General features: G+C 69.2%; 15 protein-coding genes. 5 read left to right on the forward strand and 10 right to left on the reverse strand.

The window, feature by feature from the left end:
• Positions 1-8: 8 nt before the first annotated feature.
• Positions 9-911 carry a prephenate/arogenate dehydrogenase family protein gene (locus tag ABNQ38_RS38340; RefSeq protein ID WP_377811661.1) on the reverse strand — a complete coding sequence of 301 codons (903 nt, stop codon included), beginning with the start codon at positions 909-911 and terminating at the stop codon, positions 9-11.
• Positions 912-1,011: 100 nt separating this feature from the next.
• A complete protein-coding gene (locus ABNQ38_RS38345) occupies positions 1,012-1,923 on the reverse strand; it encodes a hydrogen peroxide-inducible genes activator (protein WP_377811662.1) in 912 nt (303 codons plus the stop codon).
• 250 nt (positions 1,924-2,173) lie between these two features.
• Here ABNQ38_RS38345 and ahpC point away from each other — a divergent pair, with 250 nt between their 5' ends.
• The gene (ahpC, locus tag ABNQ38_RS38350; RefSeq protein ID WP_149231141.1) at positions 2,174-2,737 is read left to right on the forward strand and encodes an alkyl hydroperoxide reductase subunit C; all 564 of its coding nucleotides are present in this window, start codon (positions 2,174-2,176) and stop codon (positions 2,735-2,737) included.
• Positions 2,738-3,151: 414 nt separating this feature from the next.
• A complete protein-coding gene (gene ahpF / locus ABNQ38_RS38355) occupies positions 3,152-4,747 on the forward strand; it encodes an alkyl hydroperoxide reductase subunit F (protein ID WP_377811663.1) in 1,596 nt (531 codons plus the stop codon).
• An 82-nt stretch (positions 4,748-4,829) separates the two neighbouring features.
• Here the strand turns inward: ahpF and ABNQ38_RS38360 are convergent, their stop codons facing one another.
• Together ABNQ38_RS38360 and ABNQ38_RS38365 are read right to left on the reverse strand one after the other, a co-directional pair.
• Positions 4,830-5,195: a hypothetical protein gene (locus ABNQ38_RS38360; RefSeq protein WP_377811664.1), complete on the reverse strand. Its 366-nt coding sequence runs from the start codon at positions 5,193-5,195 to the stop codon at positions 4,830-4,832.
• 199 nt (positions 5,196-5,394) lie between these two features.
• The gene (locus ABNQ38_RS38365; protein WP_377811665.1) at positions 5,395-6,300 is read right to left on the reverse strand and encodes a LysR family transcriptional regulator; all 906 of its coding nucleotides are present in this window, start codon (positions 6,298-6,300) and stop codon (positions 5,395-5,397) included.
• 106 nt (positions 6,301-6,406) lie between these two features.
• Here ABNQ38_RS38365 and ABNQ38_RS38370 point away from each other — a divergent pair, with 106 nt between their 5' ends.
• Together ABNQ38_RS38370 and ABNQ38_RS38375 are read left to right on the forward strand one after the other, a co-directional pair.
• Entirely contained in the window at positions 6,407-6,730 is a 324-nt protein-coding gene (locus ABNQ38_RS38370; protein ID WP_377811666.1) for a nuclear transport factor 2 family protein, read from the forward strand.
• Entirely contained in the window at positions 6,727-7,506 is a 780-nt protein-coding gene (locus ABNQ38_RS38375; RefSeq protein WP_377811667.1) for an SDR family oxidoreductase, read from the forward strand. Before ABNQ38_RS38370 ends, ABNQ38_RS38375 begins: the two co-directional genes overlap by 4 nt.
• A 12-nt stretch (positions 7,507-7,518) precedes the next feature.
• On the opposite strand, the gene ABNQ38_RS38380 is transcribed toward ABNQ38_RS38375, so the two are convergent.
• The 3 genes from ABNQ38_RS38380 to ABNQ38_RS38390 form a co-directional block, all read right to left on the reverse strand.
• Positions 7,519-8,490 (reverse strand): endonuclease/exonuclease/phosphatase family protein, encoded by a 972-nt coding sequence (locus ABNQ38_RS38380; protein ID WP_377811668.1) that lies wholly within the window; start codon positions 8,488-8,490, stop codon positions 7,519-7,521.
• 68 nt (positions 8,491-8,558) lie between these two features.
• On the reverse strand, positions 8,559-9,209 hold the full coding sequence (locus ABNQ38_RS38385) for a chemotaxis protein (RefSeq protein ID WP_377811669.1): 651 nt from the start codon (positions 9,207-9,209) through the stop codon (positions 8,559-8,561).
• Positions 9,210-9,370: 161 nt separating this feature from the next.
• Complete coding sequence (locus ABNQ38_RS38390; RefSeq protein ID WP_377811670.1) at positions 9,371-10,879, reverse strand: D-alanyl-D-alanine carboxypeptidase/D-alanyl-D-alanine-endopeptidase; 1,509 nt, start codon at positions 10,877-10,879, stop codon at positions 9,371-9,373.
• 164 nt (positions 10,880-11,043) lie between these two features.
• Here ABNQ38_RS38390 and ABNQ38_RS38395 point away from each other — a divergent pair, with 164 nt between their 5' ends.
• Positions 11,044-12,927 (forward strand): FHA domain-containing protein, encoded by a 1,884-nt coding sequence (locus ABNQ38_RS38395; protein WP_377811671.1) that lies wholly within the window; start codon positions 11,044-11,046, stop codon positions 12,925-12,927.
• 21 nt (positions 12,928-12,948) lie between these two features.
• Here ABNQ38_RS38395 and ABNQ38_RS38400 read toward each other — a convergent pair whose 3' ends face one another.
• The 3 genes from ABNQ38_RS38400 to ABNQ38_RS38410 form a co-directional block, all read right to left on the reverse strand.
• Positions 12,949-14,226, reverse strand: a complete 1,278-nt coding sequence (locus tag ABNQ38_RS38400) for an MFS transporter (RefSeq protein ID WP_377811672.1) — start codon at positions 14,224-14,226, stop codon at positions 12,949-12,951.
• Between the two features lie 202 nt (positions 14,227-14,428).
• Complete coding sequence (locus tag ABNQ38_RS38405) at positions 14,429-15,127, reverse strand: hypothetical protein (RefSeq protein WP_377811673.1); 699 nt, start codon at positions 15,125-15,127, stop codon at positions 14,429-14,431.
• Between the two features lie 110 nt (positions 15,128-15,237).
• Positions 15,238-16,287 (reverse strand): sensor histidine kinase, encoded by a 1,050-nt coding sequence (locus ABNQ38_RS38410; protein WP_377811674.1) that lies wholly within the window; start codon positions 16,285-16,287, stop codon positions 15,238-15,240.
• Between the last annotated feature and the right edge of the window lie 285 nt (positions 16,288-16,572).

Genomic DNA, 16,572 nt, shown 5'->3' on the forward strand with positions numbered 1-16,572 from the left:
CTTTCCCCTTACGCCTGCTTGGCGTCGATGATTCCCCGGCGCACGGCGCGGGTCTTGGTGAAGTGGTCCTGCAACTGCTCCCCCTCGCCCCAGCGGATGGCGCGCTGCAAGGCCGTCAGATCCTCGGTGAAGCGCTGGAGGATTTCCAGCACCGCCTCGCGGTTGTTCAGGAACACGTCGCGCCACATGACGGGATCGCTGGCGGCGATGCGGGTGAAGTCGCGGAAGCCGCCGGCCGAGAATTTGATGACCTCGGACTTGGTGTCCTCTTCCAGGTCCGACGCGGTGCCGACGATGGTGTAGGCGATCAGGTGCGGCAGGTGCGAGGTGATGGCCAGCACGCGGTCGTGATGGCTGGCCTCCATGATCTCGACGGTGGAGCCGACGCGGCGCCACAGCTCCGTCACCTGCTCCAACGCGTGGCGGTCGGTGCCGGACGGCGGGGTCAGGATGCACCAGCGGCCCTGGAACAGCGTGGCGAAACCGGCCTCCGGCCCCGAATGCTCGGTGCCCGCCACCGGATGGCCGGGGATCAGATGGACGCCGTCGGGCAGATGCGGCCCGACGTCGCGCAGGGTCGCCTGCTTGACCGAGCCGACGTCGGTGACGATGGTCCCGCGCTTCAAAAGCGGCCCGATGGCCTCGGCCACCGCGGCATAGCTGCCGACCGGGGTCGACAGCACCACCAGATCGGCGCCGGCCAGCGCGGCGGCCGGATCGGTGGAGGCCTCCGCCACGATGCCCAGTTCCAGCGCTTTGGCGCACGCCGCATCGCTGCGGTCGGTGCAGACCACCTGCCGTGCGATCCCATACTCCGCCAGCGCCCGCGCCAGCGAGGAGCCGATCAGACCGATGCCGACGATGGCGACGCGGTCGAACAGGGGTGCGGAAGCGGTGGTGGCGGTGGACATGACGCTGGGTGTCCCGAAAGCGGAGTGAACGGGCGAAAAACCGTCCCGTTTAAACCACCTCGCACCCGCGGGACCAAGCGAATCTTTCGCCACCGCTCCGTCAGCCGTCCTTCGCCGTCATCTCCGCCCTGAGCGCTTCGGCCAGCCGCTGGAAGGTTTCCTTCCGTCCCGAGGTGCGGCGCCAGGCCAGCGCGATCCGCCGACCCGGCCGGTCGCCGGCCAGCGGGCGCACCGCCAGATCCAGCCCGCGCAGGATGCCGGAATCGACCGCCATCTGGGGCAGCAGCGTCACCCCCAGCCCGTTCGCCACCATCTGCACCAGCGTGTGCAGGCTGGTGCCCTGGAAGGCGGTGTTGTGCGGCGTGGCGTCCAGCGCGCAGGCCGCCATGGCGTGGTCGCGCAGGCAATGCCCGTCCTCCAGCAGAAGCAGGTCTTCCGACGGGACCGTCACCGGCTGCGCCGGATCGTCGCCGCTCAGCCGGTGGCCGGTGGGGCAGACGAAGGAGAAGCGGTCCTCGGCGATGTCCTCCGTCTCCAGATCGCCCATCGGATAGGGCAAGGCCAGCAGCGCCGCGTCCAGCTTGCCGGCGTTCAGCTGCTCCAGCAGCCGCGCCGTCTGGTCCTCGCGCAGATAGAGCCGCAGCCGCGGGAAGCTCTCGCGCAGGGCCGGCATCACGCGGGGGATCAGGAAGGGACCGATGGTCGGGATCACCCCCAGATGCAGGGCGCCCGACATCGGGTCGGCGGCGGACCGGGTGATGTCCACCAGTTCCTCCGCCCCCTTCAGAAGCTGGCGCGCCCGCTCGGCGATCTCGCGGCCGAGCGGCGTCGGCAGCACGGAGCGGCGCGTGCGCTCCACCAGCGTGGCGCCCAGCAGATCCTCCAGCTCCTGCAAGCCGGCGCTCAGCGTCGACTGGCTGACGAGGCAGGCCTCGGCCGCCTGTCCGAAATGGCAGCGGTCGACGACGGCGACGAGGTAGCGGAGCTGGCGCAGGGTGGGGAGCGGTTTCATGCCCGGTTATGTAATCGGATTTATCGATCAATTCAATTGGTATTTTCTACTTCTCTTAATCACAGATTTCCCGTATTCCTCCACGGGTCAACGGGACACGGGAACATCGCCCCGCACCCTGGCCACACGGCAGGCCCCCTTGTTCGACCCGGTGCGCCGCACTAAGTCGGGCATGGCACGGCCACCGGCCGGGGCCAGCGGCCAGGGATTGAGGCGACAACCAAATCATCGCATTCATCGGAGAACACAAATGTCCTTGATCAACAGCGAAATTAAGCCCTTCAAGGCGACCGCGTACAAGAACGGCAAGTTCATCGACGTGACCGACGCCGACCTGAAGGGCAAGTGGTCGGTCGTGTTCTTCTACCCGGCCGACTTCACCTTCGTCTGCCCGACGGAGCTCGAAGACCTGGCCGACAACTACGCCGAATTCCAGAAGCTGGGCGTCGAGGTCTACAGCGTCTCGACCGACACCCACTTCTGCCACAAGGCCTGGCACGACACCTCGCCGGCCATCGGCAAGATCAACTACACCATGATCGGCGACCCGACGCTGGCGATCAGCCGCAACTTCGAGGTTCTGATCGAGGAAGTCGGCTTGGCCGACCGCGGCACCTTCGTCGTCGACCCGGACGGCAAGATCCAGATCGTTGAGATCACCGCCGGCGGCGTCGGCCGCGACGCTAAGGAACTGCTGCGCAAGATCAAGGCCGTGCAGTACGTCGCCGCCCACCCGGGCGAGGTCTGCCCGGCCAAGTGGCAGGAAGGCGAGAAGACCCTCGCCCCGTCGCTCGACCTCGTCGGCAAGATCTAAGGTTTCCCCTTAAAGGGAAACCACGGATCGGGGGCCGGCTCCGGCCGGTCCCCACCCCCGCTCCCGTGGGTTTTGAAAACGAGTACCCTTGATCGGCCCCCATGAAACAAGGGGGCCGGCCGCAAGACAGGTTTTTACGGGCCGGCTTTCAAAAGCCCCCCGGTTCGGGTTCCGTCATCGGTTTCCCCATCCCCGCGAAGGCGGGCACCCAGGCGCTTTTTGTCGCAGCCTTTTGCAAGCCTGGATCCCCGCCTGCGCGGGGAGGACGATGACGTTTCAAACCCTCCGCTGTTTCAAAACCAGACCGCCCGCCCGACCGGCTCTTCCTGCTCGGGCCACAATTTCCTCCGCCCGGACCGCCGCGACTCGACGCAGGCGATCCGCCCCGGACACGAGACGTTGGGAACGAAAGCCATGCTGGACGCCAATCTGAAGACGCAGTTGAAGGCCTATCTGGAGCGCATCACCCACCCGATCACGCTGGTGGCGTCGCTGGACGACGGGGCGAAGTCGCAGGAGATGCTGGGCCTGCTGGAGGACATCGCCTCGCTGTCCGGCAAGATCACGCTGGACCGCAGCGGCGCCGACGCCCGCCGGCCCTCCTTCGCCATCAAGCGCGACGGCAGCGACATCGGCGTCACCTTCGCCGGCCTGCCGATGGGGCACGAGTTCAACTCGCTGGTGCTGGCCCTGCTCCAAGTCGGCGGCCACCCGTCGAAGGAGTCGGAGGAGCTGCTGGAGCAGATCCGCAATCTCGACGGCGATTTCCGCTTCGAGACCTATTTCTCGCTGACCTGCCAGAACTGCCCGGACGTGGTCCAGGCCCTGAACCTGATGAGCGCGCTGAACCCGCGGATCAAGCATGTCGCCATCGACGGCGCGCTGTTCCAGCAGGAGGTCGAGCAGCGTCAGGTGATGGCCGTCCCCACCGTCTTCCTGAACGGCGAGCCCTTCGCCCAGGGCCGGATGGACGTGGCGCAGATCGTCGCCAAGCTGGACACCGGCGCCGTCGCCCGCGCCGCCGAGAAGATCAAGACCAAGGCCCCGTTCGAGGTGCTGGTGATCGGCGGCGGCCCCGCCGGTGCCGCTGCCGCCATCTACGCCGCCCGCAAGGGCATCCGCACCGGCGTGGCGGCCGAGCGGTTCGGCGGTCAGGTGCTCGACACCATGGCGATCGAGAACTTCATCTCGGTCTCCCACACCGAGGGTCCGAAGCTGGCCGCGGCGCTGGAACAGCACGTCAAGGACTATGAGGTCGACGTGATGAACCTGCAGACCGCCACCGCCCTGGTGCCGGCCACCCAGGAAGGCGGCCTGATCGAGGTGAAGCTGGCGAGCGGCGCCTCGCTGAAGTCCCGCACCGTGGTGCTGTCGACCGGCGCCCGCTGGCGCTCGATGAATGTCCCAGGCGAGGCGGAATACCGCAACAAGGGCGTCGCCTACTGCCCGCACTGCGACGGTCCGCTGTTCAAGGGCAAGCGCGTGGCGGTGATCGGCGGCGGCAACTCCGGTGTGGAGGCGGCCATCGACCTCGCCGGCATCGTCTCGCAGGTCACGCTGATCGAGTTCGACAGCCAGCTGCGCGCCGACGCGGTGCTGCAGCGCAAGCTGCACAGCCTGTCCAACGTCACCGTCCTGCTGTCGGCCCAGACCACCGAGGTGCATGGCGACGGCAACAAGGTGGTCGGCCTGTCCTACAAGGAGCGCACCGGCGGCGAGCTGAAGCGTGTCGATCTGGAAGGCATCTTCGTGCAGATCGGCCTGGTGCCGAACACCGAATGGCTGAAGGGCACGCTGGCCCTGACCCCGCGCGGCGAGATCGAGGTGGACAACCGCGGCCAGACCTCGCTGCCCGGCGTGTTCGCCGCCGGCGACGCGACGACGGTGCCGTTCAAGCAGATCGTCATCGCCATGGGCGAAGGTGCCAAGGCCGGGCTTGCCGCCTTCGACCACCTGATCCGCACCGTGCCGGCCGAGGAGCCCGCCCGCGAGACCATCGCGGCGGAGTGATCGGTCCGGGATGAAAAAAGCCGGCGGTCCTGCAAGGGGCCGCCGGCTTTTTTGCTGTTCGAGCGGAGAAGACCCTGCTTCGTCACCCCTTCTTCACCGCCGCCTTTTCCTTGTCCACCGCGTCCAGAATCCGCTGCAAGGCCTCGGTGCTCAGGGCTGACTCCATCGTCAGGCTGTCCCCGAACTTGCGCAGCGCGCCGATAACGCGGCGGCGCGCGACGAACTCGTCGTCGCCCTGCTCGAACGGCTCGACCACCGGACCCTTGTAATAGCCGCCGCGGAAGCTCCACTGGCGGCGGCCGTCGGCGCGCCATTCGCTGCCGTCGGACAGCACCATGCAGCGCCCCCCTTCGGTGTAGCGCTCCACCGTGGCGATGGATTGCGGAATGGACTGGCCGCTGCGGATGGTCACGCGGTCGCCGACGCGGAAGCTGGCGGCAGTGAACATGCTGTCTCCCAAATGGCACCTGCTGAATGGCGCTTACCCTCTCAACCAGAGCGCAGCGCCGCAAAATTCCCGAAGACGCTGTTTTCCACCAGTTGCGCCGGCAAATCCAGCGCCATGTCCCCGCTATCCAATCGCTCCCTGACGAAGACGAGCCGCTGGCTGCGTCAAGGCCGAAGCGGGCCATTGCCCCACCAACGGATCACGGACCCGGTCTCGCGCCGAGTTCGCGGGCGAGGCCGATGAAAGCCCTGAGGGCGGCCGAAGGGTTGCGCCGTCCGGGATAATAGAGGCAGAGCCCGGCCCGCACCGGGGTCCAGTCGTCGAGCACGCTGACGAGACGGCCCGCCTCGATGTCGGTGCGCACGTCCTGCTCCATGAAGAAGCCGAGCCCGATGCCTTCCAGGACGGCGGTCCGTGCGAGACTGGCCTCGTCCAGGGTGATCGGTCCGCGCACGTCGATCTGCGTCGCCTGCCCGTCCTTCTCGAATTGCCATCGGTACAGGGCCCCGTTCGGCAGCCGGACACGGATGCAGGGGTGGTTGAGCAGGTCGGGCGGGACGCGGGGCTTCTCATGGCCCTCGAAATATGCCGGCGAGCCGACGACGGCGTATCGCTGCGGGCGGCCCAGGGAAACCGCGATCATGTCGCTGGGCACGAGGTCGGCCACCCGCACGCCGAGATCGAACCCTTCGGCGACGATGTCCACCAGCCGCCCTTCGGTGACGAGATCGACATGCACCTGCGGGTTGCGGCGGAGAAACTCCAGCACGAGCGGCGAGAGGATCTCCCGCGCCGCCATGGCGAACGCATTGATGCGAAGCGTTCCCGACGGCGTCGTCTGCTGCGACCGCACGGCTTCCAGGGCGCCGTGAACATCCTGCAATGCCGGGCCGACCTGCTCGACGAACAGACGGCCGGCATCGGTGAGCGACACGCTCCGTGTCGTCCGGTTGAACAGACGGACGCCGAGTTCCGCCTCGAGCTTCCTGACGGCGTTGCTGAGCGCGGTGGTGGACATGCCGAGATCGAGTGCCGCGGCACGGAACGAGCCCCTGCGCGCGATGGCGAAAACGGCGTCGAGATCGTTCAGTTCAGCCCGCGTCATTGTCCCGTAAATCGAAATTCCACATCCCATTTTATCCCGATTATCGAAACGGCTGTCCACGCTCATCTTGGAAAGGACAGAACACCCCCGATCAGGAGACAGCACGATGACACTCCCTTCACCGATCCTGGCCTACATCGATGCCGACCGGAGGTGCGACGGCGCGGCCCTGATCGCCGCCTTCGCACCCAACACCGTCGTCAGGGACGAAGGGGGGTCCCATGCCGGCCACGACGCCATCGATGCGTGGTGGCGCGCCGCAAAGGCCAAGTACCGGCATGTGATCGAACCGCTCGAAATGTCCGAGACGGACGGAATTGCAAAAGTCCTTGCAAGGGTGTCCGGCCAGTTCCCCGGCAGTCCTGCCACGTTGGTCTTCGCGTTCCGGATCGAGAACGGGCGGATTGCCGGGCTGGAGATCGCCCCATGACCGGGTTCGTCAGCCTTGAAGGCAAGCGGGCGCTCGTCACCTCCGGTACGCGCGGGGCCGGTGCGGCCACCGTCGCCCTGTTCCGCGACCTCGGCGCCCGCGTGCTGACCGCCGCCCGATCCCGGCAGGACACGCTCGACGAGGAGATGTTCGTCGGTGCGGACCTCACCACCGCGGAGGGGTGCGCCACGCTCGCCGCAGCGGTGCGCGAGCGGCTGGGCGGAGTCGACGTCATCGTCCACATGCTGGGCGGCTCATCCGCCCCCGCGGGCGGCTATGCGGCGTTGGGCGACGCGGACTGGGCCAGGGAACTCGATCTCAACCTGATGCCCGCCGTCAGGGTCGACCGCGAACTCGTGCCGGCGATGGTGGCGCAGGGCCATGGCGTGGTCATCCACGTGACCTCCATACAGCGCCAGCTGCCGCTGCCGGCTGCGACGACGGCCTATGCCGCTGCGAAGGCCGCGCTCTCGACCTACAGCAAGAGTCTGTCGAAGGAGGTCTCGCCCAAAGGCGTGCGCGTGGTGCGCGTGTCCCCCGGCTGGATCGAGACCGAGGCGGCGGTGCGGCTGGCCGAGCGGCTCGCGAAGGAGGCCGGCACCGATTACGAAGGCGGCAAGCGGATCATCATGGACTCGCTCGGCGGCATTCCGATCGGCCGGCCGTCGAAACCGGAAGACGTTGCCAACCTGATCGCCTTCCTCGCGTCCGATCGTGCCGGGACCATAACCGGCACGGAATACGTCATCGACGGCGGCACCGTCCCCACCGCGTGAGCCGTGTGCGCTCTACAGGCTGAAACTCGCCACCACCGGCGCATGGTAGCTGACCGGCGACGGCTCGTCGGCGTGCTCGACCTCGTCGGTCAGCTCCTCGTTGTGGATCGCCACGTCGCGCAGCCGTTCGGTCAGCCGCGGCGAGGCCAGCAGATGGTCGAGCAGAACCGGCGCGCCGCCATGCAGCACGGTGTAGCGCCGCTCCTCCGGGATCGCCTGCTCCAGCGGCTCCAGCACGCGGTTGGCCAGCTCGGCGTTGCCGGTGAAGTCGGGTCCGGCGCGGATGATGCGGACGGCGGTCTGCTCCAGATCGGCGTTGCAGTCGCCGGCCACCAGGATCAGCGCGTCGGGATCGGCGTCGAACAGCCGGTCCACCGCCATCCGCGTCTCCAGCGCCTGCCCCGCCCGCTTGATCGCGGCGAGATAGAAGCCCTCCGCCCAGCCGGCCGCCGTCTTCCAGGTCTGGGCGTCAGCCTTCTGCCCCGGCACCGGCGCGGCGATGGGCGCCCGCAGATGCAGGTCGAACACATGCAGGATGCTGCCGTCCGGCATCTCCACCTCGGCATGCAGCACCGGCCGGTCCCAGCCGACCTCCGTCTCCCCCTCCGCCGCCGGATCGGCGGTGGCGAGCCGCACGCGGGCCGGCGGCACCAGATGGTGGCGCAGCAGCCGGGCGGTCCGGATCGGCCAGCGGCTGACGATCACCGGGTTGTGGCGGTCGGCCGGCGAGGCGGCGTCGCCCGCGGTGACGTGGTAGCCGGCATAGCGCGTGTCCTCCAGCAGCCGGGTCAGCGCGCGCAGGATGCGCGGCTCGCTCTTCACCGGATGCTGGGCGTCGACCTCCTGCAGGCAGAGGATGTCGGCCTCCAGCCGTTCCAGCTGCGGGCGCAGCGTGGCGATCCGCGCCTCGAAGGGCGGCTCGTCGGCATCGTCGTCCAGATTTTCCAGGTTGAAGGTGGCGATCCTGAACAGCATGTCGGCCATGAAGGGCTCCGCGGAAGAACGGCGCGGTGGGAACGCGCGACGAACGGGCGCGCCCCCGGTCGAGCCTATCAGAACAGCTCGACGTCGCCTTCGATCCGCGTCCGGCCCAGATGCTCCATGTAGGACGACTCGTTGCGGGCGATGTCGTGCAGGGTCTCGTCGCCGATCAGCCGGCGCTGGCTGCGCCCGGTGGTGGGGAAGAAGCGGACGGCGCGCGGGCTGACGCCGCCGACATCCCAGCTGACGGTGGGGATGCCCTCGGTCGCCAGATAGTCCATGACGAAATCGACGTTGCGCTGGCCGATGTTGGCGGTGCGCAGCGTGTTCAGGTTGACGTTGGCGCCGCCGAACAGCTTGGCGCGCAGCCGGTCGCGCCGGCCGGTGACGGCCAGCAGCCGGTTGATCAGATGCTCCATCGCCGTGGCGCCATAGCGCGACGACAGCGACAGCGTGTCGGTTCCGGCGTCGGGCAGCAGGAAATGGTTCATCCCACCGATCTCGGCCACCGGATCGTACAGGCAGGCGGCGACGCAGGAACCCAGCGTGGTGGTGATGACGACGTTCGGGTCGTCGGTGACGACGCAGCCGCCGACGACGATGTTGACCACCTCCGCCCCCAGCCGGCGGTCGTGATAGCGATTGGCGGCCACATCCTGACGTTCCAGCCGGCGGCGCAGGACGTTGCGCGCGGGTGAGGTGGCGGAACGGTCTGTCATCATCGGGGCTGTGGCTCTCGCTGCTGGTTGCCAACGCATATGGGCCGGATGGGCCCGCGATCAATCGACGCAGGCCCGGCATTTCGCAAATCGACCCCTCGTCGAATCGACTTTGATCGGCATTTTACTGGTTAGACCATCCTCCGTCCTATGACCTATCTCAGTCAATAGCTCACGGCCCAGCGTCCCAGCGTCTCGTCCTGCACCTTGCGGGCAGCGGCGGCCCAGCCGCGCGCCTCCGCCGGAATGGCGGTCACCCGTCGGTCGAGCGCGGCGTCCAGCGCCGCCCGGCGTGCCGGATCGGCGATGAACAGGACGAAGCCCAGCCGCCGGCCGCTGGCCGCCGTCAGCAGCCCCGCCAGCCCCTTCACATAGGCCAGCGTGCCCGTCTTGGCATGGACGCCGGAGGGTAGCGCCTTGCCGTCCTCCTCCCCCGGCAGAAGCTCCCACAAAGCGGGTCCGCCGGCCCGCAGCAGCGCCGCCATCTGCCGCGGCGTGGCGCGCGACCCGGTGCCCAGCCCCGAATGGTTGGCGAGCCGCAGCCCGCGCCAGCCAGCCGCCACCTGCCCAGCCGCCTGCCCGCCCGTCTCCATCGGCTGCCGCGTCAGCCAGCCCTGCAACAGCGCCGCCGAACGCTCCAGCGTCGCGGCCGACGGATCCAGCCGCTTCGAGGCCGCCAGCCCGATCACCTCCGCCGACAGATTGTTGGAATGGCGCAGCAGCCCGCGCGCCAGCTCCGACAGCGGCAGGCTGTCCAGTGCCGCCAGCAGTGCTGTCCCGGCCGGCGCCCGCCCGACCTCGGGCAGCGGCAGGGCGATGTCGGCATCGCCGGCCAGCCGGCGGAACAGGGTGGCGGCAGCCAGCCCCGGCCGCGCCACCGGCACCCAGGCGCCGCCCGCCTCCCCGGCGGCGGGCGGCGCCATCAGCCAGCGGTCTGCGCCGTCCGGCAGCAGCGGAAAGCCCCTGCTCCCGGCCATCGGCCGCACGGCGACGCTGTCCAGCGGCAGGCGCCCGGCATCGGCGACCGTCAGCACCTCCGGCCCGGCGCCGCCGCGCCGCCAGTTCAGCAGGGCGCGGTTGTAGTTCAGCGACAGCGCCCCGACCCCGGTGTTGTAGGGTGCCGCCCAGGGTTGCCCGGCATCGATCTCCGCCAGATCGGGCAGCAGCGCGGTATCGTACAGGAACCGCCCCTCCACCCGGCGCAGCCCGGCGGTGGCCAGCGCGCCCAGCAGCTGCACCAACCCTTCCGTCGCCAGCGCCGGATCGCCGCCGCCCTGAAGGATCAGATCGCCGCGCAGCACCCCGCCCGTCAGCGGTCCCGTCGCCAGCAGCCGCGTGGTGAAGCGATGGTCCGGCCCCAGCAGGGCCAGCGCCGCCGCCACCGTCGGCAGCTTCGCCACCGACGCCGGGATGAAGGGGGTGTCCGCCGCCCGTGACTCCAGCACGGTGCCGCTGTCCGGCTCGAACAGGATATAGCCGACCGCCGCATTTTCTAAACCACTGGTGGTGGATGCCAGGGCCGGCAGCGGACCCAGCACCGCCGGCAGGCCCAGCGATCCCAGCAGGCCGAAGAAAGGCCGGCGGCCCAACATCAGGCGGTCTTCGGGCCGGTTATCGGGTCGGCTGCCGGGCCAGTTGCCGGGCCAGTTGCCGGAGTGACGGAATGCGGTCACGGTTCGGGTCTTTCCGCTTCTGATGGAAGCTTTCATAAAGTATTTTGGGAAAAAATCGCCGGGAATCGCGAACAGGGACGTAGCCGGGCGGCGGTCGGAAAAGAGCGGTCCGACACGGGCAGGCCGGGTCAGAAGGCCGGGGCGGCAGGCCAAAGGGGGACGGGATGGCGATGTCCAAGCGGCGCGAAGCGCGCTTCGAGGTGGTGGTCGAACAGGGCGGCAAGCCCAACATCGACGGCGTCTTCGAAGACGAGAAATCGGCGACGGAGCGCGCCAACTTCCTGCTGCGCCTTGCCAAGTTCCCGGTGGTGCGCGTGGTGAAGGTCACCGGCACCGGGCGGGAAGAAACCGTCTTCCAGAAGACGTCCTCCGGCGGCGCCAAGCTGACGACCATCTCTCCCATCGAGACGGCCAACCTCTGCACCGACGTGTTGCAGGTTTTCTCCTTCGACAGCCGGATGACCCTGTTGCGGCTTCTGCGCGGTTACTGGGACGACCAGGGCATCATTCCGTCGGAGCAGCTTCACCGCTACTATCCGTTGCGCTACTTCGAACGCGAGGCGCTGCTGTTCAACCCGGCGGTCAGCCGGCTCGCGACCATCCAGGCGCCGATGCTGGGGGCGAAGCCGCATGAGCGCTACGACCAGATCACCCGCCTGTTCACGGCGCTGAAGGAACTCGCCCAGAAATCCGACACGCTGGCCCCCTTCGACCAGGCGCTGATGCGCGGCGGGATTTCCGGCCTGCTGCTGGCCGCCGTCAGCCGCCCGGTGGAGGAGCGCGACCGCATCGTCACCCACGCCTTCGCCACCCTGCTGGAGCCGCACCGGGAGTGGGGGGCCAAGCTGACCGCCGTCCTGCGCCTCCACCAGGAGGGCGACGGCGAGAACACCCGGCTGGTGGATGAATTCTCCGCGGAGATCGTCGACGGGCGGGAGCCGATCCGCGCCCTGATCGGCTATGCGCCCGATCTCGCCTCCGCCCTGCTGGCGCTGCTGGCGGCGCTGCGCGGCGATCTGGACGACCGGCTGCCCCACACCGAACCGCTGCTGGCGCTGTCGAACGCGCTGGCGTCGGACGGAACCGGCTTCGGCTTCGCCCGCACGCGCGAGGCGCTTCTGCACCGCATCCGCGGCGGGCTGGACGGGCTGACCCCGCTGACCCGCAGCGGGGCGGCCAGCGACGCCCGCGCCTTCTCATCCATCGTCGACGGCATGATCGCCTTCGACGGCTATATGGGCGGTCCGGCCATGGCCGAGTCGCTGACCCGCCGCGGCAAGACCGTGTGGGCCACCGGCGGCATCGACCTGCCCTTCGAGGAGACGATGATGCGGCTGGCCGGCCGCTTCAACACGGCGGCGGGGCGGCTCGGCTATCTGCTCGACCTCGGCGCCAGCGCCTATGGCCACAAGAAGATCAGCACCGTCATCCAGCGCGTCGCCGACGAATTCAACCGGGTGAAGTCCGCGGCGGAGCTGGCCGCTCCCGGCGCCTCGCTCCAGGAGGTGCGCGAGGGGCTGGGCCGCCGCCTGCGCGCCGCCGGTATCCCGCGGGCTTTGGCCGACGGGCTGATCGCCAAGATCGCCGCCATCCCCGACGACCAGCGCGTGTCGATGACCGGCATCGGCGTGGTGACCGGCATGCGGACCGGAGCCGTGCCGCATGCCCGGCCGACGGACATGACGGTCGACATGCAGGCCCCGCCGGCGCCGGCGCTGCGCCTGACGCTCAGCTACCAGGGCCGGACGGTGGCGGTGCCCGATGCCGGCGCCGATCTGGTGATCGGGCGCGGGGCGGACTGCGGCATCATGCTGGACCATGCCTCCGCCTCGCGCCGGCATGCGCTGATCCGGCTGCGCGACGGGGTCTTCACGCTGGAGGATCTGAGCCGCAACGGCACCCGTCTGGTGCCGCAGGCCGGCGAACAGCGTTTGCTGAAGATGGGCGATGTGGCGCCGCTGTCCGGCCGGGGAGAGATCGTCATCGGCTCCCTCGACCTCGGCGAGCATCCGGCGCGCATCGCCTGGAGCGTGGCCGGGGGGCGCTGACTTTCCGGCAACGCCGGGTCTTCAGTCTCCGGCGCAGGCCTCGGCCAGCCGGGACTCGGACTTCAGCGACTCGGCCGCGCGGCTGGCGGCCCGATTGGCCGTCGCCCGGTCGTCCAGCAGCGCCACCGCCCACACCACCAAGCCGCCCAGCGCCAGCGCCGCACCGACCCAGCCGGTGGAGGTCCAGCCCCAGCCGGCGGCAATCGCCATGCCGCCCAGCCAGGGGCCGAGCGCGTTGGCGGCGTTGAAGGCGCTGTGGTTCAGCGCGGCGGCCAGCGTCTGCGCATCCTCCGCCACATCCATCAGCCGGGCCTGCAGGGGCGTGCCGAGACCGCCGCCGCAGCCGATCATGAAGACGACGATGGACACCAGCCACACATTGCCGGCGGTGAAGGGATAGAGCGCCAGCGACCCGGCGCTCCACAGCAGGACGATGGCGACGGTCGGCATCAGGGCGCGGTCGGCGGCCCAGGCGCTGACCAGCGTGCCGACGGTCATGCCGGATCCGAACACCGCCAGCACGACCGGCACCATCGCCGGCGACACCTGCGTCACCTCCATCAGGGTGGAGGCGACATAGGTGTAGACCGCGAACATGCCGCCGAAGCCGATGGCACCGATGCCGAGCGTCAGCCAGACCTGACGGCGCTTCAACGCGCCCAGTTCGCGCAGCGGGCTGGCATCCGGGTGCGGCCGGTCGTTGGGGGCGAGGAACCAGACCAGCACCACGGTCAGCAGAGCCAGCAGCCCGACCACGCCGAAGCCCCAGCGCCAGCCCAGCACCTGCCCGATCCAGTTCGCCATCGGCACGCCGATGACGGTCGCCACCGTCAGCCCCAGCATGGTCCGCGCCACCGCCTGCGCCCGGCGCTGCGGCGGCACCAGTGACGCGGCGACCAGGGCGGCGACACCGAAATAGGCGCCGTGCGGCAGCCCGCTCATGAAGCGGAAGGCCAGCATCCAGCCATAGGAGGGGGAAAAGGCGCTGGCCACGTTGGCGGCGGCGAAGACCGCCATCAGCCCGATCAGCAGGGTCCGCCGCGCCACCCGCGCCGCCAGCACCGCGATCACCGGCGCGCCCACCACCACGCCCAGCGCATAGGCGCTGATGACATGGCCGGCGGTCGGCTCGTCGATGCCCAAGCCCTGGGCGAAATAGGGCAGCAGGCTCATCGTCGCGAATTCGGTCGTCCCGATGGCGAATCCACCCATGGCGAGCGCCAACAGCACCAGACCGGGATGGGCCGAGGCCAGCTGTGCCTCGGCACGCAGGTCGCCGTGATGGCCGGCAGACGCCATTGTCGTTTCTCCGCTGTCGCGCTGGGTCAAGGAATGCGAAGCCCGGCGGCAGGGGAATCGAAAGCAACCGGGGCAGGGTCAGGATATTTGCCTACCCCCCGCTGAGGCAATCCGCCGCAGGCCGTTAATTCCGCAGGTGCGAAATGACCGGCGGGCATGGCTTATGCCCTCTCCCCGGGCGAGAGAGGGCTTTCACGCACCTTTACAGCAGGTCCTTGAACAGCGGCATCTCCGCCGCCTTGTCCCGCTTGCGCGCCTTCTTCGGCTTGTCATTCGCCGGTTCCGGCTGCTCCAGCGGCAACTCCGGCGCTGCCATCGGCATCGGCAGCTCAGGAGCAGGGGTTTCGGCGGCAGGCGGTTCGGTGGCAGGCGATTCGGCGACCGGCTCCGGTGCCACCGGCGGCGCGGGCTCCGGCGCCACGACAACCTCCGGCTCCACCGCCACTGCCTCCGGCGCCGCCGGCGCCACCACCTCGGGCGGCAAACCGGGGGCCATCTCCGGCGCCGCCTCGGCCTCGGGCTTCGCCGTCTTCTTCCGCGACGGCCGGCGCGGCGGGATGCCGACGCCTTCCTTGGCGCGCTGCTTGGCCTGGTCGCGGGCCTGCGCCTCCGGGGCGGCGGGGTCTTCGGTCAGCCATTTGCGGCGCTTGATGACCTCGTTCACCCGGCCCTGATTCACCCCCAGCTGGAAGGCGATCTCCTGCTGGGTCATGTTGGTGGTCTCGTGCAGGTGCAGGATCTCGGTCGCCAGCTCCGGCGTCATCTTGCGCCCGGTCAGGCGGCGCGCCGGCCGGACGGAACGCTGGGAGCGGTCGCGCGCCCGCAGGGACTCCAGGATCTCCAGCGCGGCCGTGTTGCCCGACGCCTTCAATGCGTCCTCGAATTCCTTCAGCGTCGCCATAATCCCTCTCCTGCTTTCCCCTGCCGGTCCCCGCAGCAACCGGCAAGATCACAGATAGTTCTTCCGATGGCGACGGAAAAGCCGCGATCTCAGTCGGTGCAGATGCCGCATCAGGCCGGAAAATGCAATTCGATCCGCGTGCCGGTGCCGCCGCCAGGGCCATTTGCCCGGCCATTTGCCGGGCCATGGCTCATCCGGCCGGCCAGCTGGGCGGCCAGGCTCTGGATGATCTTCCAGCCCAGGCTGGGCAGCCGCTGCACGTCGAAGCCGTCCGGCAGGCCCACCCCGTCATCCGTCATCAGCAGACGCAACTGACCCGGCTGGTCCGGCACCTCGGTCAGTTCGATGGTGACGGTGCCGCCGTCGCGTCCGGCGAAGGCGTGCTTCAGGCTGTTGGTCAGCGCCTCCACGATCAGCATGGCCAGCGCCAGCAGCCGTTCGGGCGACCGCGGCGCGGCCTGCACGGTCACGCGGCAGGTGACGTGGGACATGCCGGCCGCCGCCAGCATGTCCCGGCACAGCCCGTCGATGTGGCTGCCGAAATCGTCGCCGGAACGCGGGTCGTGCAGGCGCCGGTGCACCCGCGCCATCGTGTCGAGCCGCCGCTCCGCCTCCTCCAGCGCCGCCACCGCAGCGTCCGGCGACCGGTCGATCGACCGCCGTTGCAGGGACAGCAGGGCGGAGACGAACTGCATGTTGTTGGCGACGCGGTGCTGCAGCTCGTGAAACATGGTGGTCTGCGCCTCCAGCAGGGAGGCGGTGCGGCCGCGCTCCTCCTGCAGCCGGGCCAGCGTCACCTGCATGCCGTGGATCAGCGCGATGTCCACCGCGACCACCACCGCATAGAAGCCGAGCGCCACCCCGACCGACGCATCGAGGGCGAAGGAATGGCTGGGCGAAATGAAGAAATACCAGGCCGCCAGTCCGGACAGCACCGCCGTCGCCACCCCCGGCCCCCGACCGGCCATGAAGGTGGTCACGATCACCGCCGGGAAGAAGGTGAGATAGGGAAAGCCGGTGGGCAGGGCGCTGTCGGCGGCCTGTCGCACCAGCAGGGCGGCGGCGAAGATCAGCAGTGCTGCGCCGTAGCGCGGCACCGGACCGCGCCGCACCAGCGAAAAACGCGCAACCCACTGCCAGACCGGCCGATCGGACCCCATTCCCTCCATGACTCCCAGAGCGACACCCAGAACTCCCGGCGCACACATATGACCGGCACCCATCGCTTGTAAGGGCATGGGGAAGCCCGTGCACGTGAAATATCGGCCGGCAACCGTGACCATCGGCGGGCGAAGCCCGGCCATCGCCTTCGCCGTGCACGCGGCCCATCTGTCCAAAGCTGTTCACATCTTCGCCACATCCGTTCATGACGGGCGGGCACTTTGTTCAATCCACGGAGCGATTGTGGCGGCATGCGGCGGCCGGAGCCCTCTGCCCCGGCGTCC

Source organism: Azospirillum sp. A29 (assembly GCF_042604625.1).
Classification (GTDB): Bacteria; Pseudomonadota; Alphaproteobacteria; order Azospirillales; family Azospirillaceae; genus Azospirillum; species Azospirillum palustre.

Bases quoted from the DNA above. Each gene is read 5' to 3' on its own strand.
- ABNQ38_RS38340 (WP_377811661.1), bottom strand. From the start codon at position 911: ATGTCCACCGCCACCACCGCTTCCGCACCCCTGTTCGACCGCGTCGCC.
- ABNQ38_RS38345 (WP_377811662.1), bottom strand. From the start codon at position 1,923: ATGAAACCGCTCCCCACCCTGCGCCAGCTCCGCTACCTCGTCGCCGTC.
- ahpC (WP_149231141.1), top strand. From the start codon at position 2,174: ATGTCCTTGATCAACAGCGAAATTAAGCCCTTCAAGGCGACCGCGTAC.
- ahpF (WP_377811663.1), top strand. From the start codon at position 3,152: ATGCTGGACGCCAATCTGAAGACGCAGTTGAAGGCCTATCTGGAGCGC.
- ABNQ38_RS38360 (WP_377811664.1), bottom strand. From the start codon at position 5,195: ATGTTCACTGCCGCCAGCTTCCGCGTCGGCGACCGCGTGACCATCCGC.
- ABNQ38_RS38365 (WP_377811665.1), bottom strand. From the start codon at position 6,300: ATGACGCGGGCTGAACTGAACGATCTCGACGCCGTTTTCGCCATCGCG.
- ABNQ38_RS38370 (WP_377811666.1), top strand. From the start codon at position 6,407: ATGACACTCCCTTCACCGATCCTGGCCTACATCGATGCCGACCGGAGG.
- ABNQ38_RS38375 (WP_377811667.1), top strand. From the start codon at position 6,727: ATGACCGGGTTCGTCAGCCTTGAAGGCAAGCGGGCGCTCGTCACCTCC.
- ABNQ38_RS38380 (WP_377811668.1), bottom strand. From the start codon at position 8,490: ATGGCCGACATGCTGTTCAGGATCGCCACCTTCAACCTGGAAAATCTG.
- ABNQ38_RS38385 (WP_377811669.1), bottom strand. From the start codon at position 9,209: ATGATGACAGACCGTTCCGCCACCTCACCCGCGCGCAACGTCCTGCGC.
- ABNQ38_RS38395 (WP_377811671.1), top strand. From the start codon at position 11,044: ATGGCGATGTCCAAGCGGCGCGAAGCGCGCTTCGAGGTGGTGGTCGAA.
- ABNQ38_RS38400 (WP_377811672.1), bottom strand. From the start codon at position 14,226: ATGGCGTCTGCCGGCCATCACGGCGACCTGCGTGCCGAGGCACAGCTG.
- ABNQ38_RS38405 (WP_377811673.1), bottom strand. From the start codon at position 15,127: ATGGCGACGCTGAAGGAATTCGAGGACGCATTGAAGGCGTCGGGCAAC.
- ABNQ38_RS38410 (WP_377811674.1), bottom strand. From the start codon at position 16,287: ATGGGGTCCGATCGGCCGGTCTGGCAGTGGGTTGCGCGTTTTTCGCTG.